This is a genomic window from Clostridium malenominatum, from assembly GCF_039521365.1.
GTDB lineage: Bacteria > Bacillota > Clostridia > Clostridiales > Clostridiaceae > Clostridium_AW > Clostridium_AW malenominatum.
This window is the reverse complement of record NZ_BAAACF010000002.1, coordinates 51,127-70,847: the sequence shown is the minus strand read 5'-3', so window position 1 is coordinate 70,847 and position 19,721 is coordinate 51,127. Positions and strand designations below refer to the sequence as shown.

Genomic DNA, 19,721 nt, shown 5'->3' with positions numbered 1-19,721 from the left:
TTTATAAAATTATTATGAGAGGCTAGTGAAAGGGGGAAGATGGTATAATAGTTGGGGAGAGGGTGATTGAATTATGGTTAAATATAATGTTTTAGTAGTTGATGATGAAGAAGAAATAAGAGATGCTATTGAAATATATTTAAAGAGTAGCGATATAGGAGTTTTTAAAGCTAAAGATGGAATAGAAGCCTTAGAAATTGTTGAGGAAAAGGAAATACATCTTATAATTTTAGATATTATGATGCCTAGGATGGATGGAATGAGAGCTACTTTAAAGATTAGAGAAGAAAAGGATATTCCTATTATAATGCTTTCAGCTAAATCTGAGGATACAGATAAGATATTAGGACTTAATATGGGAGCAGATGATTATATAACTAAGCCTTTTAATCCTTTGGAGTTAATAGCTAGAGTTAAATCACAATTGAGAAGATATATGAAATTTGAAAACTACAAGAAAAAAGAAGAAGAAATTGTAATGGATGGACTTATATTAAATAAAGAAACAAAGCTAGTTACTGTGGATGAAGAAGAGATAAGATTGACTCCTATAGAGTATAAAATATTGGAATTGCTTATGGAGAACAAGGGAAGAGTATTTTCTATTGACGAAATATATGAAAGGGTTTGGAGAGAGCCCTCCTTTAACGCTGAAAATACTGTAGCTGTACATATACGAAGGATTAGAGAAAAAATAGAAATTAATCCTAAGGAGCCTAAGTATTTAAAGGTGGTGTGGGGAATTGGATATAAAATTGAAAAATAAATATTATATAAATTTCATATTAGTATTACTTTGTATGATACTATTTGGACTTTCATTTATGTGTGGTGTAGATGTCATTATAAACTCAAAATATATTTCTAAAAATGCATATTTTCAAAGCAATACATTTACAAATGAAATTAGTAATTTTTATAATAATGTGGAAAGTTACTATATAACTTATAAAAACTATGATAAAAAGACAACAGAAGAAAAGCTTAGTCAAGTGCAAGAAGAGATAAACTATATTAATGAGAATTATGGTATAGAACTTAAAGAGAAAGAACAAGAAATAAAGATTAAATATGATGACACCAAAGATAGGACTATAAGACTTGAGGAAGTAAAAAAGGAGTATGATGGAAAAGTTAATAAGGCTATAGAGGAAGTAATTAAAAATAGAGAAAAAGACTATAAAAATATTAAAAGCAGCTTAGAGGAAAGAAAAGATATTAAGTATTATATAAAAAATTTAAGCAATGGTGAAATTTATACAAATATAGCTGAATTTACGGATATGGAAGAGTATATAAAAAGTAATAGTATATATACTCTTCGATTTAATGACACAGAGACTCATCAAAAAAGATTAAATTATATTAATACCAATTTTAGAAATAATAATTGGACTGGATATTTTATAATTCCTAATCATTTAGAAGGTTATAGTCAGATACATTTAGATTATAAATATTATAATTCCTTAAGAAACAGAATTTTAAAGGAAATAGCAATTTTATTGGTAACCTTATCAGCGGGGATAGGTCTATTTTTATATTTGAAGAAAAATGACGGAATAGATTTTGATAATATTAAAAAATTTAGTGACAAGCTAAGAAAAATACCTTTAGACATAAGGATAATATTGTTTTTTTTAGTTCTATTATGGACTGTAAGATATAGCAAAGAGGTTTCCTTTTTCTATAAACCTTTGGATTTCTCTCATTTTACAAAGCTTATTTTCCCCATATTGTCAATGTTATACATTATTTTAAATGCAGAGGAAATAACTAAGCTTATTGGAAGTAAAGAGGAAAGAAAAGCTCAATGGAATGAAAGTTTAACTATGAAATTTGCAAAAGCCGTTAAGGAAAGCTTTCTTATAAAAAGTATCATGTTTAAAGTCACTTTAATGGTAATGCTAACTATATTTTTAGGCGTATTTCTTATATTAGGAATCATAGGAATAGACAGACATATGGGATTTCTCGTAATGATTTCACTAGGATATGTAGGAGCTTATATCTTAATAATTCCCTATTACATACTTAAAAAAATAAGCTATTTGAATAAAGTAATTAAGGGAGCAGACCAAATAGTTTCAGGGGATTTAAACTATGCGATTGAGGAAAATAATAAAGGGAATTTGGGAAGGTTAGCTCATAATATAAATAATATGAAAATGGGATTTAAAAATTCTTTGGAAAGCCAGGTTAAAAGTGAAAGATTAAAATCAGAACTTATTACTAATGTATCTCATGACTTAAAAACTCCGTTAACATCTATAATGAATTATGTAGACTTGCTAAAAAAGGAGAATTTATCGAAAGAAGAGGTTGAAGGGTATGTTGGAGTTTTGGATAGAAAAACTCAAAGATTAAAAACCCTTATAGAGGATCTTTTTGAAGCAGCTAAGATGGCAAGTGGTTCTGTGGAGCTTAATTTAGAAAGAGTAGATGTGGTATCGCTTTTAAATCAAGCCCTTGGAGAATTTGATGAAAAAATTAAAGCCTCCTCCTTAACTTTTAAAGTTAAATTAGGAAATGAGAAAATTTATGCAAACTTAGATGGTAAAAAAACTTGGAGAGTTTTTGAAAATTTAATAAGCAATGCCTTGAAGTATTCTCAGAAGGATACAAGGGTATATATAACATTAGAAGAAAATGAAAACCATATAATTTTTGCAATAAAGAATATATCTGCTTATGAAATGGATTTTGAGGTAGATGAGATATTTGATAGATTTAAAAGAGGAGACCAATCAAGAAATACCGAAGGTTCTGGATTAGGCCTTGCAATTGCGAAAAGCATTGTAGATATGCAGGGGGGAAGTTTACAAATTCAAAAGGATGGAGACCTTTTTAAGGCAATAGTTAGGTTTAATAAATAAGCTTATAAACAGGTATAGAACTTTTATTTTAAGACTCTATACCTGTTTGTATTATTTAGTCATGTTAACTATAGAAAATTCTAATATCACTGCCATAATAGATTCATAGGAAATGTTTTCTTGAAGCTTAGCTTTTATAGACTTATATTCTGTACTATCTAGTTCCTTAATTATTTTTAGAATTAACTCCTTTTCTAATTCACTATAATACTTTGAAACATCTACATTGAAAGTTAAGTTATTTCCCTCATTTATAAATTTAAGTATATAACTCATTATAGTGGCAGGAGAATATTCTAATTCATTGCTAATTTCATCAATAGTTTTTCCATTACTTAGCATATCGATACAAATTTCATTACTCTTTCTTCTTTCACCATCTAAAATCAAGGTAGATTTTCCTTTGTAGCTCCAAATTGGATTAAGAGAATTCTCGTCTACATAACTATTAATAGTATCTATAAAATAGCAGCCGTATTTCTGAAGTTTAACGGGTCCTATACCTGAAATATCCATCAGTTGTTCATCACATAAGGGATATCGTCCGCTCATTTCTTTCAGTGTTTCCATAGAGACTATCTTAGTAAAATGAATTTTTTCTTCCTTTGCTATAAGACTGCGCACTTCTTTCAACTTGTTATAAAGATCTATATTAGTAGTCACTTCAAGTATATTTAAGGCTTCTTCTTTATTAAGGTTGTTTGCATTTGAATAAGATATAACCTTATTTAAGAATAAATCTCCATATCGCTGAAATTTAACAGCCCCTACGCCGGATATGTCAAGCATTTCTTCTTTAGTTTTAGGAAATTTACTACTCATTTCTTTTAAAGTACTATCGTGGAATACCACGTAAGGGGGAACTCCTTCTTGTGATGCAATTTCCTTTCTTAATTCCTTTAAAACTTCAAAAAGGTCATTACTGGTGGTAATTTTCTTAACTTTAGCAATCTCTTTGAGCAGAACTTTTTGTTCGCTTTTCAATATTCTCATTGAATCCATATTCAATACTAAGGTGGGATATTTACCATCTTTTAAATCAATATAGCCGTGGGCTATTAAAGTATTAATAAAATTACTTAACTTGTCTTTAGAGTAATTTTTCATTATGCCATAGGTAGAAAGCTCATTAAATTTATTTTGCATTATCTTTTGTTGAGAAGATCCACGTAGTACATCTACCACTGTACCTACACCAAAGCTAGAGTTCATTCTATATATGCAGGAAAGTACCTTTTGAGCTTCTATAGTCATGTCTATGACTTCGCCTTCTACTAAACAATTACTACAGTTATCACAGTCGTCATATTCAACATTTTCACCAAAATAGTTTAAAATATATTTCCTAAGGCATCCATTGTAATGTATGAAATCCACCATTTGTTGTAGTCTTTTATATTCATTTATCTTTCTTGATTCTGATTGAATCCCTATTTCAATTAAGTATTTTTGTGTCATTATATCCTGAGGAGAAAATAATAAAATACAATGGCTATTTTCACCATCACGTCCAGCTCTACCTATTTCCTGATAGTAGGATTCTATATTTTTAGGCATATTATAGTGAATTACAAACCTAACATTAGATTTATCTATACCCATACCAAAGGCATTTGTAGCTACTATTATTTTAGCTCTATCATATACAAAATCTTCTTGATTTAAGTCCCTTTCTTCAGCAGACAAGCCAGCATGATATTTTACGGCAGCTACTCCATTTTCATTTAATAAGGAATGAATTTTATCTACTTCCTTACGGGTAGCCGCGTATATAATGCCAGAGTCTTCTATATTCTCTTTTGTATACTTAACTAAATATTCATCCTTATTTACGCCCTTTAGAGTAGAGATTTTTAAATTTTCCCTATCAAATCCTGATACTAAAACTTTAGGATTGTTCAGTCCAAGAAGACACTCAATATCATTCCTAACATCTTCAGTAGCCGTTGCAGTAAAGGCTGTAATTACAGGTCTTTTATTTAAAGATTGAATAAAAGGATAGATATGCCTATAACTTTTTCTAAAATCATGTCCCCATTGGGAAATACAATGAGCTTCGTCTATGGCTATTTGAGATATATTTAAGCTTTTAACGAGAGCATAAAATTCAATGGACTCTAAGCGCTCTGGGGCAATATACAATATTTTAATATTATCTAATAATAAATTATTTAATATTTCTTGGATTTCTGAGTTTTTTCTAGAGCTATTAATGTATTCACAATTAATTCCCAGCTCTTTTATACTATCAACTTGATCTTTCATCAAAGATATAAGAGGGGAAATTACTATTGTAATTCCATCGAATAAGAGGGCAGGTATCTGATAGCAAATGGATTTTCCTCCCCCTGTAGGCATTATAGCTATGGTATCCTTGTATTGCAATATGCTACTTATTATTTCTTCTTGAGATTTTCTAAAGTCCTTATATCCATAATATTGCTTTAAAGCAACTAAAGCTTCATTAATCAAGCAGTTCACTCCTAACATAATTCATAATTGTATTGTACCACATTTTAATACTATCCATTTTAAATTATTAAATACTGGAAAATTTCCTAGTTATGTTTAAATAACTTGTCTTTTATGTTAGAATAGAAAAGTAATACCATCTTGAAATTTCTTAAGAAAAAAGTAATATTTATTTTACTGTAGCTTAAGATTTATATATTATAATCAATGATAACGTTGAATATAAAGTATAGAAATAGTAAGGAGTTTGAAATATAGAGATATGAATTATAGATATATTTATTTGATTTTTTCCAAAACAGGAACATGGCTTTCAAGAGCATTAAGTGTTTTTGCAGAAAGCAAATATGTACATACATCCATTGGCTTTGACGATAGCTTTAATAAGATGTATTCCTTTGGCAGAACTAATCCAGACAATCCTTTTTCGGGAGGATTAGTTGAAGAAAGCTTATATGGAGGAGTATATAAGAAGTTTACAAATAGCGAATGTGTAATATATAAGGTAAGAGTTACAGAAGAACAATATAATAATCTTCAAGAAGAAATACAATATTTTTTAAATGAAAAGGATAAGTATAGATATAACTTTATAGGGTTATTTGGAGTTCTTTTTAACGCGCCTTTAAAAAGAAAAAATCATTATTTTTGCTCTCAGTTTGTTTCAGAGGTTTTAATTAAAAGTAGTATTTACGAAGCTGATAAAATTCCAGAATTAATTAGTCCAGATGATTTGTTATTAATCGAAGATAAAGAGTTGGTTTATGAAGGCTTTATTAATGATTATTATAGATTTGGTAACATTTATAGTTTTGTATAAAGGAACATAGGACAGGCTGTACATAGTACAGCCTGTCATTTTTTGTAGGGTAATATAATTGTAAATTGCGTCCATTGAGCATTGCTTTCCACAGAAATTTTTCCATGGCATTGATTAATAATATTACTTACAATATTTAATCCAAAACCTCTATCTCCAGACATATTACCTTTTGTGCTAAAACCTGTTTCAAAAATCTTATGTATAATTTCATTTGGGATTTCCGGACCATTATTTATAATATTAATTAGAACTCCATCGTAGTTATTGTAACTTTTAAATTTTATTGTTGGGTTAGTGATATCTTTTAAAGCATCAATAGAATTTTTAATAATATTAGATAATACCTTTACAAGATCATTATCACTAATGTTTAAATTTTCATAATCCGCGCTATCGAAAACTATTACATCAATACCTTTAGAAACGGCAGAATGAAGTACTGAAGCGACTAGTGGGGTTGCTTGTATATTTATATTTATTCCAGTATCTAAAGATTGATAACTGTCTACTATGCTTTTTAGCAGCTGACCAATCCTATCGAATTTCCCTAATTGATAAAGTCCATAAAGACTACTTATCTCACTTCCATAGTCATGTTTTAATTTTTTAAGTTCAATAATTTTGTCATTTAAGGCTGCATTCAATAGTTCAACTTCCTTTGACTTATCACTTATTCTTGCAAAATGTATTACTGTAAATATGAAAGTTATTAAAGTAATTAAATACACGCTATACCTAAACATAAGTTCAATATTTACAGTATGTAAGATTACCCTTAATGTATCTAATAAAATTAAAGTGTAATTTAAAAGCAAAACAAATATTAGTGAGGGTCTTAGATTTTTTAAAGCAAATATGGCATTGAAAAAATATTTTTTTAGTTTATAAACTAAGAAGTATATGCTCCAGGCAGGAATAAAAACAAATAATAGCATTTGTAACTCAGTAGAGATCTTTAAGTTTAACTCAATTATTACGCTCTGATAAAATAAAAATACAAAGTATGACGATAGCACAATTATTGAATTGGCTAAGCCAAATCCAAGAAGGCCATCTAATATAGATTTTCGATAAAATAAAATAATAGATAACAAAGCAAAAATAATCATCATTAAATTTACATATGTAGTACTAATACAGCTATAAGTAAAGGCTGCAGATATAGTGAAAATAATTATTGTTAAAATAATGGCTTTAAATTTTGGTAATTTATTTTCTTTAGAAGTTATATTATTGCATATCCATACGAAAAAAAATGACTGAAAAATGGTGGTCAATATATCGCATATTTTTAGTAACACTGCAATCCTCCTAGGCATTAAATTAATTTCTTTAATTCCTATTATATAATAAGTATAGTTGGTTTAAAACATATTTCTACAAATAAAGATAAATTATATGCATTTTCTCACCTGAGTTAACTTGAGCCTTAAAAATCATAAAAAATAGTAGCGCCAATTATCAATTGGTTGCTACTATCTTTTATTAAACATCAATAATGCTTGAAAAACTATTGTCCACAATATTGTATTTGAAATTAAAGTATTTTTATGAAAAATTATAGATACTAAAGTGAACAGTATAGTTATTAAAATTCCAATGGTTCTATTTCGTTTAATAAGTTCAGGATTTGTCAATGCCATATTAGAATTAATTACTGGAGCCTGGTGCCATATACAATAAAAGGATATCCCGACTAAAATTAGCTTGGACACAAAATCCATATTTAAGTTAATACTTAGGTAAAGAATACTTCCAATAATAATTAATGTAGCAACAAAACATTTTATTTGAGTGTCTTCATGATATCCTCCAATGTGAGGCTTTATTATAGCCATAGTCATTATTGTAATAGTAGCTCTTAGGGAGTATCCAAGTATACTAAATATAACCAAAGCGCCAACTATCTTCAGTGCTTCAAAAATAAAAACTCTTAAGGCGTACTCAACTTTTTCTTCTTCTTCCTTAGTGTAATTATTTGATACGGAGATATGTCCAGCAATAGATTTAATCAAATTTCTCAAATATAATACCTCCCATATGAATTTATGAAATCTTATATGGCAATTCAATGGTAAATTGTGTCCACTGAGCATTGCTTTCCACAGAAATTTTTCCATTACATTGATTAATAATATTACTTACAATATTTAATCCAAAACCTCTATCTTCAGACATATTATTTTTTGTGCTAAATCCTGTTTCAAAAATCTTATGCATAATTTTCTTTGGAATTTCTGGCCCATTATTCAAAATAGTGATTAGAACTCCATTATAATTATTGTAACTTTTAAATTTTATTGTTGGATTAACAGTATCTGCTAATGCATCAATGGAATTTTTAATAATATTAGATAATACTTTTAAGAGATCGTTATCAGTAATACTTAAATTTTCATAATCTGCACTATCAAAAGCTATTACGTCAATACCTTTAGAAACAGCAGAATGAAGTACTGAAGCAACTAGAGGGGTTGCTTGTACATTTATATTTATTCCAGTATCTAAAGATTGATAACTGTCCACTATACTTTTTAACAGCTGTCCAATTCTGTCGATTTTTCCTAGTTGGTAAAGTCCGTAAAGACTACTGATCTCACTACCATAATCATGTTTTAACTTTTTAAGTTCAATTATTTTATTATTTAAGGCTGCATTCAATAGTTCAACTTCCTTTGAGCTGTCGTTTATTCTAGCAAAATATATTATTGAAAATATGAAAATAACCAAAGTTATAAAATACACAGCATATCTGAACATAAGCTCAATATCTACGGTGTGTAAGGTTAGCCTTAATATATCTAATAAAACTAAAGTATAATTTAAAATTAAAACAAATATTAGAGAAGGTCTTAAATTTTTTAAAGCGAATATAGCATTAAAAAAGTATTTTCTTAGTTTATAAAATAAAAAGTATATGCTCCAGGCGGGAATAAAAACAAATAATAACATCTGTAACTCAGTAGAGACTTTCAATTTTAGTTCCACTATTACGCTCTGATAAAAGGAGAATACAAAGTATGATGATAATACAATTATTAAATTAGCTAAACCAAAGCCAAGAAGTCCATCTAATATAGATTTTCTATAAAATAGGATAATAGATAACAAAGTAAAAATAACCATTACCAAGCTTATATATGAACCGCTAATATCACTATAAGTAAAGATTGTGGATATTATGAAAATAATTAACACTAAAACAATGGCTTTAAATTTTGATAATTTATTTTCTTTAGAGGATATATTATTACATATCCATACAAAAAAAACTGATTGTAAAATGGTAGTTAATATATCGCATGATTTTAATAACATTAGAATCCCCCTTATATGAGTTGATTTAGTATAGAGAGAAATTATAATTTCTCTCTATACTTTATCTTTCGTAAATGGTAAGGTTATCTACTGTTTTTAATGGATTCCGGCATTTCTTCAATACCTATGCCGCTAAAAGATGCAGGTCCTACAACGATAATTAATGAAGCTAGGCCTAAAAACATTGTGCCCATAAATTTGTAGAATTTTTTCATTTGAAATCCCCCCATTTTAAAATTATTGTATATAATTTCTATTATATAATAGTTAGAGGCAATTTGGAATATATTTCTACAATTAGAAGTAAAATATAAGAATATTTGATATATAATGATTATATAAAAAGACATACTGTCATTTATGATACGGTTCACCGTTAATAATTCTAAATCCCCTATAAACTTGCTCTAATAAAATCACCCTCATTAACTGATGGGGAAAGGTCATTTTTGAGAAAGAGAGTTTTAAATTTGCTTTAGATAAAACTTCCTTTGAAAGCCCTAGGGAACCGCCTATTATAAATGTTAAATGACTATTACCGCGAAGGCCTTGCTCCTTTATGAAATCTGCTAAATCTTCTGAAGAAAGCATTTTTCCATCTATAGCTAGAGTTATTATATAGGAATTATCTTTTATATACTTTAAAATTCTATCTCCTTCCTTTTCCTTTATTATGTACTCTTCTTTAGGAGAGGCATTTTCAGGAGTTTTTTCATCAGGGACCTCAATAATTTCTAATTTACAGTACTTTGAAAGCCTTTTTGAATATTCATCTATAGCTAATTTTAAATAATTTTCTTTAATTTTTCCAACAGAAATTATAGTTATATTCATAATCCACCACCTATTTTAATAAAGTTAATTTAAAAGGGGCTGTTAAGCAGCCCCTAGTATATTATTTCTTAATTATATTCAATTATTAATTGTTTCCACAACATTTCTTATATTTCTTGCCACTACCACAGGAGCAAGGATCGTTTCTACCTATTTTATTAGCATTTACAATAGTTTTTGTGTTCTTCCATTGATTACGAATTTCTTTTCTTTTTTCTGGTGAAAAGATAGCTTCCCATTGAGGAAGTTCGTAAAGATAATCAGCTTTTGCATCTAACATATTAAAATATAGTTTTTCAAAATCTATAACTAAGTCTATTTCTGAATTTTCATCCATTGTATCTAAATCTAAGGATGTTTTAAGACTATCATTTATCCCATCTAAAAATCCCATGAAGAAAATAGTAGGGATATTATACTTTTCGGATAAATCCTTAATTGTACCATCAATTTTATTATTGTGTTCTGCTAATACTTGAGTGTAAATATTTTTTTCTATTGAACTATATTCACTCCAAAAAGCTGCTTCACCCTTTGTTTTAACATAATCCACTACCATGTCTGTCCATTGCTTATATAAACTCATATACACTTCTCCTTTAGTAAAGTTTTTAATGTGATTTATTATAATAAAAAATTGTTTTATATTCAATAAATAGTATTAATCAAGAAGATTATTTAAGTTTAGCACTTTCAATATCTCCTCTTCCTAATGGTTTTGATATATCATAATTTCCGCCTAAAGTGATGGCATCATTATTATCTACTAAGATTTTAACCTTCTCAATGGAAGGAATAGTAGTTAATGACCAAATTATGCTCCTTAAAGAAGCCTCTTCTTTAGAAGAAGACATTTTAGTAATAGCTTCTTTACTTAAATTCACATAAGCTATTTTTTCATTTATTGAAAAACTTATTAATCGAGTTTCTCTTGGTAAAATTGGCTTAAGATTGCTATTAACTGTTGGCCCTTTAATAATTTCAAGAATTATTACTTCACCTAGCAACTCATTACTTTTTATAAGTCTTTCTTCTATGGCTATTTCAGGTTTCTTACTATTTTTTGATGCGTCGAAAAATAGCTGAAGTTCTACAGTATCTTCCTTAGCATTAGTTAGATTTAACTTTTCAATTTTTTCTTTGTTTTGAGTGCTAAGTTTGTCTCTTTTTTCGCAAGCAATTAGCGTAGTTGACGAAAAGATTAAAGTAGAACAAAGAATAATATTTATAATCTTTTTCATATTATTCACCCTTCTTTAAATTTCTATATAGTCACTTGGCATATTCCTACTAGCCATAAAAAGTTCAACGTCCTTATCTAAAACAATTCCATTTTCTAAAAGTATATTTAACACAGTTTGATAGGCTAAGTCTGGATAATTATTAGTTTTACTTAAATGTCCTAGCATTATTTTTTTTCTGCTATTCGCTAATACTTTAAGCAAAGCTTTTCCACAATCTTCATTAGACAAATGACCTATATTACTCAAAATCCTTCTTTTTAGAGGATATGGATAAGGTCCAAATTTTAACATTTCTACATCGTGATTACTTTCTAGAAGTATAGCATCTGCATCTTTTAAGGCACATTCGACTTCTGGTGAAAAGTGTCCTAAATCTGTAGCTAAACAAAATTTCTTTCCTTCATGATGTACAGCGTAACCCTTAGGACACGCCGCATCATGAGGTATATCATAACTAATTATATCCATATCTTTAATAGTAATACAATTATCACTGAAGATTTTTATATTTTCTTCTTTTATTTTTCCTATATTGCATATCATGCTTTCCCAAGTTTTAGCGTGGGTATAAATAGGAATATTATATTTCCTAGAAAGAACTCCGACACCCTTAGTATGGTCGCTGTGTTCATGAGTAACAAGTATAGCATCTATTTCACTAGGAGATTGACCAATTGAGCATAATGCTTGCTCTATACTTTTTCCTGGAAGTCCTGCATCAATAAGTATTTTTGCTTTTTTTGACGAAACAAAAACACTATTACCACTACTTCCGCTATATAATGAACAAAAATGCATAAATTTCTCCACCTTATTTAATAGAAACTCTTGTAATATGAGCTCCTAGTGCGTTAAATTTATTTTCTATATGAGGATATCCTCTATCTATGTGTTCTATATCTAAAACTTCAGTATTTCCTTCAGCTACTAATCCTGCTATTATCATAGCAGCACCAGCTCTCAAATCTGTAGCCTTAACTATGGCACCTGTAAGTCTATCCACACCATCAATAATAGCGGTTCTACCCTCTAATTTTACGTTAGCTCCCATTTTTTTTAATTCATCTATATGCTTAAATCTACTCTCCCAAATACTTTCATTTATAAGACTTCTTCCTTCAGATATGCAAAGCAATGTGCTCATTGGCTGCTGAACATCTGTTGGAAAGCCAGGATAAGGCAAAGTTTTAACATTTACGCCTTTTAGATTCTTATTTGATTTAACAGTAACGGAGTCGCCATTTTCAAAAATTTCTACTCCCATTTCTATAAGCTTTGCACTAATTGACTCTAAGTGCTTAGGTATTACATTATTTATGGTTACTTCTCCACCACAAGCAGCTGCAGCTATCATATATGTACCTGCTTCAATTTGGTCAGGAATTACACTATAGGAACATCCTGTTAGTTCTTCTACCCCAGTTATTCTTATAATATCAGTACCTGCACCCTTTATATTTGCACCCATGGAATTTAAGAAATTTGCTACATCTACTACATGGGGTTCTTTTGCTGCATTTTCCAAAACTGTAGTTCCTTCAGCAAGAGTCGCAGCCAACATCACATTTATTGTAGCGCCAACACTTACTACATCAAAAAATATATTTGTACCAATAAGCTTTTCAGCTTCAACAAATACTGAACCATGCTCAATAGTAACTTTTGCTCCTAAAGCTTCAAAACCCTTTATATGCTGATCTATAGGTCTTACCCCTATAGCGCAACCTCCAGGCATTTCAACTCTAGCTTTTTTAAATCTTGCAAGTAATGCTCCTATTAAATAGTAAGAAGCTCTCATTTTTCTTACATCCTCAGTATTTGCATTATAGCTATTTAAAGAAGAGCTATCAATAATTACTGAGTTAGCTGAAACCTTAACCTTGCAACCAAGGTTTTCTATTATTCTCTCTATACAATGAACGTCATCTATATCTGGAATATTGTCAATAATGCAAAGTCCTGTAGCTGCTATTATAGCTGCTGGAAGTATTGCTACAGCAGCATTCTTAGCTCCACTAATATCTACTTTACCATTTAGGGAGTTACCACCGGTTATAACTAATTTCTCCATTCCCCGCATCCATCCTTATCTATTAATATTATTATATTTATATATTGAACTTACATACGTAAACTTATACTTATTTTATCACAAGCTATATTATATCATAAATCCATACCATTTTAACACTAATTTTAAAAATGTGAAGAGTTAAAATAAAAATAAATAAAAAAGTTCAAAGGTTTTCCTCTGAACTTTTTTATTTATTTTTATTTTTTTTCAAAACTAGCGCAATCAGTACACTCTACAGTTTTAGCTACAGGCTCATGCTTTGCAACTAAAATTTGATCTAATGTGCAATAATCATCATCCTTACAATGGAATTTGCACTCATCAACTCTACATGCTATACTATTATTATGTTTCATATAAAAATCCCTCCTGTAAAAATTATTTTAGAATGAAACTATTATTATTATTTCAAATTGTAATTTAATTATGTATGCAATAATACATATTAATGATAAATAAAATATGTTGTTAAAAATTGGGGGAAAAAAATGAAGTATTACTTAGTTGCTTTATTTGATAATGAATCTTATAAGTATATTGAAGGGATTCAAAGAAGTATATGTAAAAAATACAAGCTATATAAAAATATGCCTATGCTACATATAACCTTAGAAGTTATAGACGATCCAAGTATAGAAGAAGTATGTTCTATAGTAGGTAATATAATTAAGCCATATAAAAAATTTAAAGTCATGGTAGATGGGGCTATATGCTTTGATCCTCCATATAAATCAGTAAATCTAAAACTTCAAAAAAAAGGTTACATAGGAAGATTAACTAGACAAATAAATGACACTTTAAAGTTAAGTAATTTTAAAGTGAGAGATAATATAGAAAATTGGGATATGCACATATCGTTAGCAAATACTAATTTTGCTAGTAGAGAATGGAGTAGTAGAGAATACTTAAATGCCTGTGAATTTGTTAAAGATAAGAATATTAAGCAAACAATTACTGTAGAAAAAATTGAGCTATGGAAGCCTATAAATAATAAAAAGGACATGCTAATAAAATCTTTCCAGTTAAGAGATTATTAACAAAAACCCTCGATAGATGTTAGTCTATAGAGGGTTTTATTATTATATATCTAATATATTTTTCTTATAACAGTCATAAAGCTTTCTTAACCTTACCATTTCTAAATCTAATTCCTTTTGTAAGTCAGAAATTTCTTTGTAGTCGTTATTTTCTTCAGCTTCTCTAATTTTTGTAAATAAACTTTTATAATTATGAGTATCCTTCATAATATGCTGTCTTAGTTCATTTATTCGCATCCAATTAGACATATCTAAATCAGAAGATGTATCCTTTGAATGTATCATTTTATAACTTCTAATTTCTTCAGCGTAATTATTAATAAGTCTGTGAGTGATTTCTGTAACCCATCTGCTTAATGCAGCTAATTTAAAGCTATTAATAATTTTATCAGTAAATATTTCTCCGGCTTGTAGAGCTTTTAATTTTTCAGGATAATTTTCAAAGGAGATTAAGTTTTCATATACTGTAGCTGGTACTTTTCCAAAATAATTTTCCCTTTCTTCCTGTGTAAAGTCTTCAAATATGTTTTCTTCAGATCTATAAGCTCTATTTTTTTCTAAATAATCACTGCTTTCTCCAGCTTTCTTTGATAATTCCGCTAATAATTCGTCCTCAGACTTTTTATTTTCTATAGCATATTTAATCCCATCTAGCATAGTTAAATAGAGAGTAGCTATAGCTAGATAAGTATTTGTATGAGGATTTGGAGATCTTAATTCAAATCTTGTGGAAAGGGAATTTTGAAGATCTCTTACTACACCTACTAATATAGTTCTATTTCTTGATGGCAATTCCACAGCATGACCTATGGAAGTTACAATACATACAGGAGCTTCAAAACCAGGCTTTAACCTTCTGAAGGAATCATTAGTGGAAGATATAAAAGGATTTATAACTTCATAATTTTTAAGGATTCCCATTAAAGCAGAATATCCTATATTGCTTAAAAAGTGTTCTTTATTTGTTGAAAATAAGTTTATTTTCTTACCATTTTTTAATTTAATAGCTATTCCTATATGAACGTGCTTTCCACTACCGGCAACACCATCTACAGGCTTTGCTAAAAAAGTAACATCTAATCCATTTCTTCTAAAGGTTTCCTTTATTATATTTCTTGCCAGAAGTTCGTTATCGGCACATTGTAGAGGATTAGAATATTTCCAATCTATCTCTAATTGCTCCATTATATGAGTTAATTTACCAGAGTCATCTAACTTTGCCTTAACTCCACCTACTTCTTTATGACCCATTTCAGGGGATAAACCATAATATTCCAAGAGCATAATAGATTGCTCGAGAGAAGTTCTAACGGCTCCTTTAGTTCTAGTCCAGTATTGTTCGTGTAATACTTGAGAAGTAGATAGCTCTTCTATTTCTGCTTTGTCATTTGGAGTTTTAACCCAAAATTCTAACTCAGTAGCAGAAGTAACATCTATATAATCTATATCGTCTAAGCTAATATTAAATTGAGATAATGTTTCAGGATAAGTTTTAAATAAATCAATAAGAGAATCTTTGAAGAAATCAATTGAACTTTTTAATAAATGCCTTGAATCAATAGGTTTATTGTCATGGTAGAGATAACAAGGAATGCGGAGGGTACCTATAGGTTTGCCAGTTTTTATGTCTATATGCTCATAATTGTAATCAACAAACCAATTTGCATCTAAATCAGCAATCATATCAATCTTACCGTTATTTAAAGAGGCAATACCAGGAAAGGATACGGAAGAACCATCAGTTTGAACGGCACCTTTTAAGAATGTATATAAATCTTGTATAAAAATAGACACCGGAATTTTTTCGTCTGTATCATTGCCTGCCAGGTCAACTCCAACGAAAGAAACAAATTTTATTTCAGGATGTAAATTAAAAATTTCGCGGAGAGCTTCTTCAGAATGATTTTCTTTGTATACTACATAAATTAAATCTTCTAACATAGTGTTTTCCTCCTTTAAAATTAAGTGGGGAACAAAAATTTATATGGTTGATTTTATAATTATACACTATTACTTGTCAACAGGTATTTTAGACTTTTATAGTTAAAAACTGTGAAAAAATTACAGATTATTAAACTTATATTAGTATATACATATATTTATTAAATATTGTATAATTAAAGGGTAAATGGCAATAAATGAATTTGAAAGGAGTGACTGATAGTATGGAGAATAATAAATGCATATTAATATATGGGTTTACAGAAGAAGATAAAATACTTCTAGAAAATTTATTCAAAAGCAAAGGATTTCCATCTTATACAGAAATAGAGGAAAATATGTGTAATATGACTATTAATGATATTATAGATGGTTTAAAGCTAGGGGTTTTTAATGTACATAATCTACCAAAGGAAAAGGTAATACTGTTTAATAATTTAAGTGATTTAGAATTAGATAGCTGTATTAAATCTTTAAGGGGAGTTTTCAGTCCTCAGCCTATACTTGCAGTAGTTACCCCCACGTCTATTGATTGGACATTCAAAAATTTATTAGAACATTTAATCGAAGAAAGAGAATGGTTTAAAAAACGAGGTGTTTAAACATGAGCAGAGTAGGAGAAAAAATAAAGCAATTAAGAAATGAAGCAGGTTTATCAGCAAAGCAATTAGGAAAAAAGCTAGGAGTTGCAGAGAATTTTATAAATGAAGTTGAATCAGGAAGAAAGGTAATTAATCAAAACTTGATAGATAGAATTGGCAAAGTTTTGGGTAAGGATTTAAATGATATAACTATGTCCTTTGAAGAAGAGGTTTTTCAAAAGGAAGAACCTAAGTTTAGTTATGAACCTAAAAAAGAAAAGGTAAATGAGATTTGGAATGAAGCATTTGGATCGGTATTAAAAAACATACCAATTTATGATTATACATTAAATAAAGCCTTAGGAAGTAAGCAGCTGCCTATTATAGGAAATAAAATAGAAGGGTATTCCCAAGATAAGGTTTTTTATTTAAAAGTGGAAGATAATGAAATGGTAGGGTTTAGAATTGCTAAGGATGATTTAGCCCTTGCAGTTTCTACTCAGGAAATAATAAATAACTCTATTTGTTTAGTTGAAGCTGAAGGAGAAAGAAAGATTAAACAAATAAAAAAATTAGATAATAGTAAAGTCCTTCTAATAGGAAATCCAAATAGCGTAAGAGCGGACACGGTAGATGCAAAGAATTTAAAGGTTATTGCGAGACTTATTAGATTAGAAATAAGTTTATAAAAATTGCGAAGCAGCTGATAAAGCTGCTTCGCAATTTTCCTTAATATATCTTTTCAATGGTAACGTCTTTATAAAAAGTGTTAAGTATTTCCTCATATTTTAATCCCTTCTGGGACAGTTCCATAGCTCCGTATTGGCTCATACCAACTCCATGGCCATATCCACCTCCATAGATTCTATATCCTTCAGCGTTTTTTTCTATTGAGAAGAATGAGGAGGGGAGAAAATTATTATTAATGAGAGGCTCTTTTATATGCCTTATTATAGGAATTATTTCCCCGGAAAAATCTTTGTTGCATCTTATAGCGCTTCGTATATTATAATCGCCTTTTACATTAATGGTGGCGTTGGCAAATTGAAAAGAAATCTCTATTATATTTCCAAACTCGCTTCTCTTTACTACTTCAATATTTGTTAAGTCTACTAATTGGGGAAGAGTATTGCTTTGCTTTCCACTTTGAAGTATTTGAATAAAGTTAGGCCTTCTGTCATGTATTATTTTAATGGACTTATTTAAGCTATTTTCAAGAGCTTTCTTCGAAAAGTCAGCATGCCATCTAAAATAGGGGGAGGTACTATCCAAAGATTTCAAAGTTTTATCTTTATAAAATGTTAACCATTCCTTTTCGTTCTTTGGCAGGGAATTATTTTTAATATATGTTCCCTTATAGTAATAGTTCTTGTCTTCACTAGATCCATCTGCATTAAACCACACAGTTTGGTAAGTAGTACCTACGCCTGCAGAGCTGGAATAATATTTTGCATCGATGGGCTTATCTTCATAAGTTATTATTAAACCTTTTGTAGAGTAGACTGCTTCATTTGTTATTAAATTTGATTTCATATTGTTATATACTTGGCTTTGCGTACTATCATCCACATAAAATCCGAGATGAGAAAATCTATTTTGTATCATGTCAGATAAAGCGTAGGTTCTTGCAGCTATGGCCTGACATTTTAAAGATTCTATTCCTCCACTAGAAGGCATTTCAGAAGGAACTACTTTATATAAATACTCTTCCATATTTACCTCGTTAATTAAGGATAAGCCATTATTAGATTTAGTAAACTCTAAGACTCCTGAATAATTAGGTGTAAATTCAGGAATACCTCTAGAAATACTGTCTATTCTTATGTTATTGCAATTTAAATATGTTCTCTCGGAAAAGGTTTTAATGGCATTATTAATATTTAAAACTATTTTACCGTTTTCTGTGTATATTTTTATCATTGTACCTTGGGGTATAATTTCATTGAAGTTTTCTCTTAAATTGAACAAAGTACCATCTTCTAAGCAGGTTAAGATAATTTCTTCATGGTCTAAGGAGTTAAATCCCGTGGTAGATAAACCAACACGCATATTAGAATAGTTATAGGGCTTCACAACAAAGGTTTTTATTTCATTTTGTTTATTTAGATATATATTTAAATTATTTTTTCCGATAAGAATTTTTTTATCATCGGATAGAGAAATATTATTCTGGTCATTTAAAGTGTAATAGTTAACTGCTTTGTGAGATAAAAGCTCTCCTGATAATTCTAAATCGTATCTATTATCTTCAACCTTCATAACCCTTTCCTTTAAGGGGGTTAATACTTCTACTTTAAATATTTTAAAGAAATTATATTTGTAGTTGATTACAGTTCCAGGACTATATTTTTCAGGAAGTTTAACCGTATATATTTTATCCTCGTTGTATACTTGAGAATATACCTCCCCAGACATCATTACTACAGCGTGTTCTTTGCTACGTGGCATAAAAATTATAGATAACAGTATAGTAATAAGAAATAGTGTTAAAAGAATAAATTTTTTCATATTCATTACCTCC

Annotated in this window: 19 protein-coding genes; 6 read left to right on the top strand and 13 right to left on the bottom strand. The window is 29.1% G+C overall.

The genetic code is table 11. From position 1 onward, the window contains the following. Nucleotides 1–73 precede the first annotated feature (73 nt). On the top strand, nucleotides 74–766 hold the full coding sequence (locus ABDZ69_RS11415; RefSeq protein WP_343769755.1) for a response regulator transcription factor: 693 nt from the start codon (nucleotides 74–76) through the stop codon (nucleotides 764–766). Next, complete coding sequence (locus ABDZ69_RS11410) at nucleotides 744–2,876, top strand: HAMP domain-containing sensor histidine kinase (RefSeq protein ID WP_343769754.1); 2,133 nt, start codon at nucleotides 744–746, stop codon at nucleotides 2,874–2,876. The genes ABDZ69_RS11415 and ABDZ69_RS11410 overlap by 23 nt, the downstream gene beginning before the upstream one ends. A gap of 51 nt (nucleotides 2,877–2,927) precedes the next feature. Here the strand turns inward: ABDZ69_RS11410 and recQ are convergent, their stop codons facing one another. Continuing rightward, nucleotides 2,928–5,348: a DNA helicase RecQ gene (gene recQ, locus ABDZ69_RS11405; protein ID WP_343769753.1), complete on the bottom strand. Its 2,421-nt coding sequence runs from the start codon at nucleotides 5,346–5,348 to the stop codon at nucleotides 2,928–2,930. 262 nt (nucleotides 5,349–5,610) lie between these two features. On the opposite strand from recQ, the gene ABDZ69_RS11400 reads away from it, so the two are divergent. Next, on the top strand, nucleotides 5,611–6,168 hold the full coding sequence (locus ABDZ69_RS11400) for a hypothetical protein (RefSeq protein ID WP_343769752.1): 558 nt from the start codon (nucleotides 5,611–5,613) through the stop codon (nucleotides 6,166–6,168). A 35-nt stretch (nucleotides 6,169–6,203) separates the two neighbouring features. Here the strand turns inward: ABDZ69_RS11400 and ABDZ69_RS11395 are convergent, their stop codons facing one another. From ABDZ69_RS11395 to ABDZ69_RS11350, 10 genes are all read right to left on the bottom strand, one after another. Further along, entirely contained in the window at nucleotides 6,204–7,472 is a 1,269-nt protein-coding gene (locus ABDZ69_RS11395) for a sensor histidine kinase (protein ID WP_343769750.1), read from the bottom strand. A 174-nt stretch (nucleotides 7,473–7,646) separates the two neighbouring features. Next, nucleotides 7,647–8,195 carry an accessory gene regulator ArgB-like protein gene (locus ABDZ69_RS11390; protein ID WP_343769748.1) on the bottom strand — a complete coding sequence of 183 codons (549 nt, stop codon included), beginning with the start codon at nucleotides 8,193–8,195 and terminating at the stop codon, nucleotides 7,647–7,649. 22 nt (nucleotides 8,196–8,217) lie between these two features. Next, the gene (locus ABDZ69_RS11385) at nucleotides 8,218–9,489 is read right to left on the bottom strand and encodes a sensor histidine kinase (protein ID WP_343769747.1); all 1,272 of its coding nucleotides are present in this window, start codon (nucleotides 9,487–9,489) and stop codon (nucleotides 8,218–8,220) included. Between the two features lie 83 nt (nucleotides 9,490–9,572). Continuing rightward, entirely contained in the window at nucleotides 9,573–9,704 is a 132-nt protein-coding gene (locus tag ABDZ69_RS11380; protein ID WP_343769746.1) for a hypothetical protein, read from the bottom strand. A gap of 139 nt (nucleotides 9,705–9,843) precedes the next feature. After that, nucleotides 9,844–10,323 (bottom strand): 23S rRNA (pseudouridine(1915)-N(3))-methyltransferase RlmH, encoded by a 480-nt coding sequence (rlmH, locus tag ABDZ69_RS11375; protein WP_343769745.1) that lies wholly within the window; start codon nucleotides 10,321–10,323, stop codon nucleotides 9,844–9,846. 85 nt (nucleotides 10,324–10,408) lie between these two features. Continuing rightward, entirely contained in the window at nucleotides 10,409–10,909 is a 501-nt protein-coding gene (locus ABDZ69_RS11370; RefSeq protein WP_343769744.1) for an SEC-C metal-binding domain-containing protein, read from the bottom strand. A gap of 88 nt (nucleotides 10,910–10,997) precedes the next feature. Then, nucleotides 10,998–11,564 (bottom strand): GerMN domain-containing protein, encoded by a 567-nt coding sequence (locus ABDZ69_RS11365; protein ID WP_343769743.1) that lies wholly within the window; start codon nucleotides 11,562–11,564, stop codon nucleotides 10,998–11,000. A gap of 15 nt (nucleotides 11,565–11,579) precedes the next feature. Further along, nucleotides 11,580–12,365, bottom strand: a complete 786-nt coding sequence (locus ABDZ69_RS11360) for an MBL fold metallo-hydrolase (RefSeq protein WP_343769742.1) — start codon at nucleotides 12,363–12,365, stop codon at nucleotides 11,580–11,582. A 13-nt stretch (nucleotides 12,366–12,378) separates the two neighbouring features. Next, nucleotides 12,379–13,638, bottom strand: coding sequence for a UDP-N-acetylglucosamine 1-carboxyvinyltransferase (locus ABDZ69_RS11355; RefSeq protein WP_343769741.1), 1,260 nt, complete (start codon nucleotides 13,636–13,638; stop codon nucleotides 12,379–12,381). Nucleotides 13,639–13,838: 200 nt separating this feature from the next. Then, nucleotides 13,839–13,997: a DUF1540 domain-containing protein gene (locus ABDZ69_RS11350; protein ID WP_343769740.1), complete on the bottom strand. Its 159-nt coding sequence runs from the start codon at nucleotides 13,995–13,997 to the stop codon at nucleotides 13,839–13,841. A gap of 132 nt (nucleotides 13,998–14,129) precedes the next feature. Between ABDZ69_RS11350 and ABDZ69_RS11345 the strand changes: the two genes are divergently transcribed. Next, a complete protein-coding gene (locus ABDZ69_RS11345; RefSeq protein WP_343769739.1) occupies nucleotides 14,130–14,678 on the top strand; it encodes a 2'-5' RNA ligase family protein in 549 nt (182 codons plus the stop codon). Between the two features lie 42 nt (nucleotides 14,679–14,720). Here ABDZ69_RS11345 and ABDZ69_RS11340 read toward each other — a convergent pair whose 3' ends face one another. Then, nucleotides 14,721–16,619 (bottom strand): type I glutamate--ammonia ligase, encoded by a 1,899-nt coding sequence (locus tag ABDZ69_RS11340; RefSeq protein WP_343769738.1) that lies wholly within the window; start codon nucleotides 16,617–16,619, stop codon nucleotides 14,721–14,723. Between the two features lie 224 nt (nucleotides 16,620–16,843). Here ABDZ69_RS11340 and ABDZ69_RS11335 point away from each other — a divergent pair, with 224 nt between their 5' ends. Both ABDZ69_RS11335 and ABDZ69_RS11330 read left to right on the top strand, forming a co-directional pair. Further along, complete coding sequence (locus ABDZ69_RS11335; RefSeq protein WP_343769737.1) at nucleotides 16,844–17,221, top strand: DUF3783 domain-containing protein; 378 nt, start codon at nucleotides 16,844–16,846, stop codon at nucleotides 17,219–17,221. A 2-nt stretch (nucleotides 17,222–17,223) separates the two neighbouring features. Then, the gene (locus ABDZ69_RS11330) at nucleotides 17,224–17,889 is read left to right on the top strand and encodes a S24 family peptidase (protein ID WP_343769736.1); all 666 of its coding nucleotides are present in this window, start codon (nucleotides 17,224–17,226) and stop codon (nucleotides 17,887–17,889) included. Nucleotides 17,890–17,929: 40 nt separating this feature from the next. On the opposite strand, the gene ABDZ69_RS11325 is transcribed toward ABDZ69_RS11330, so the two are convergent. Continuing rightward, a complete protein-coding gene (locus ABDZ69_RS11325) occupies nucleotides 17,930–19,708 on the bottom strand; it encodes a SpoIID/LytB domain-containing protein (RefSeq protein ID WP_343769734.1) in 1,779 nt (592 codons plus the stop codon). Nucleotides 19,709–19,721: the final 13 nt, after the last annotated feature.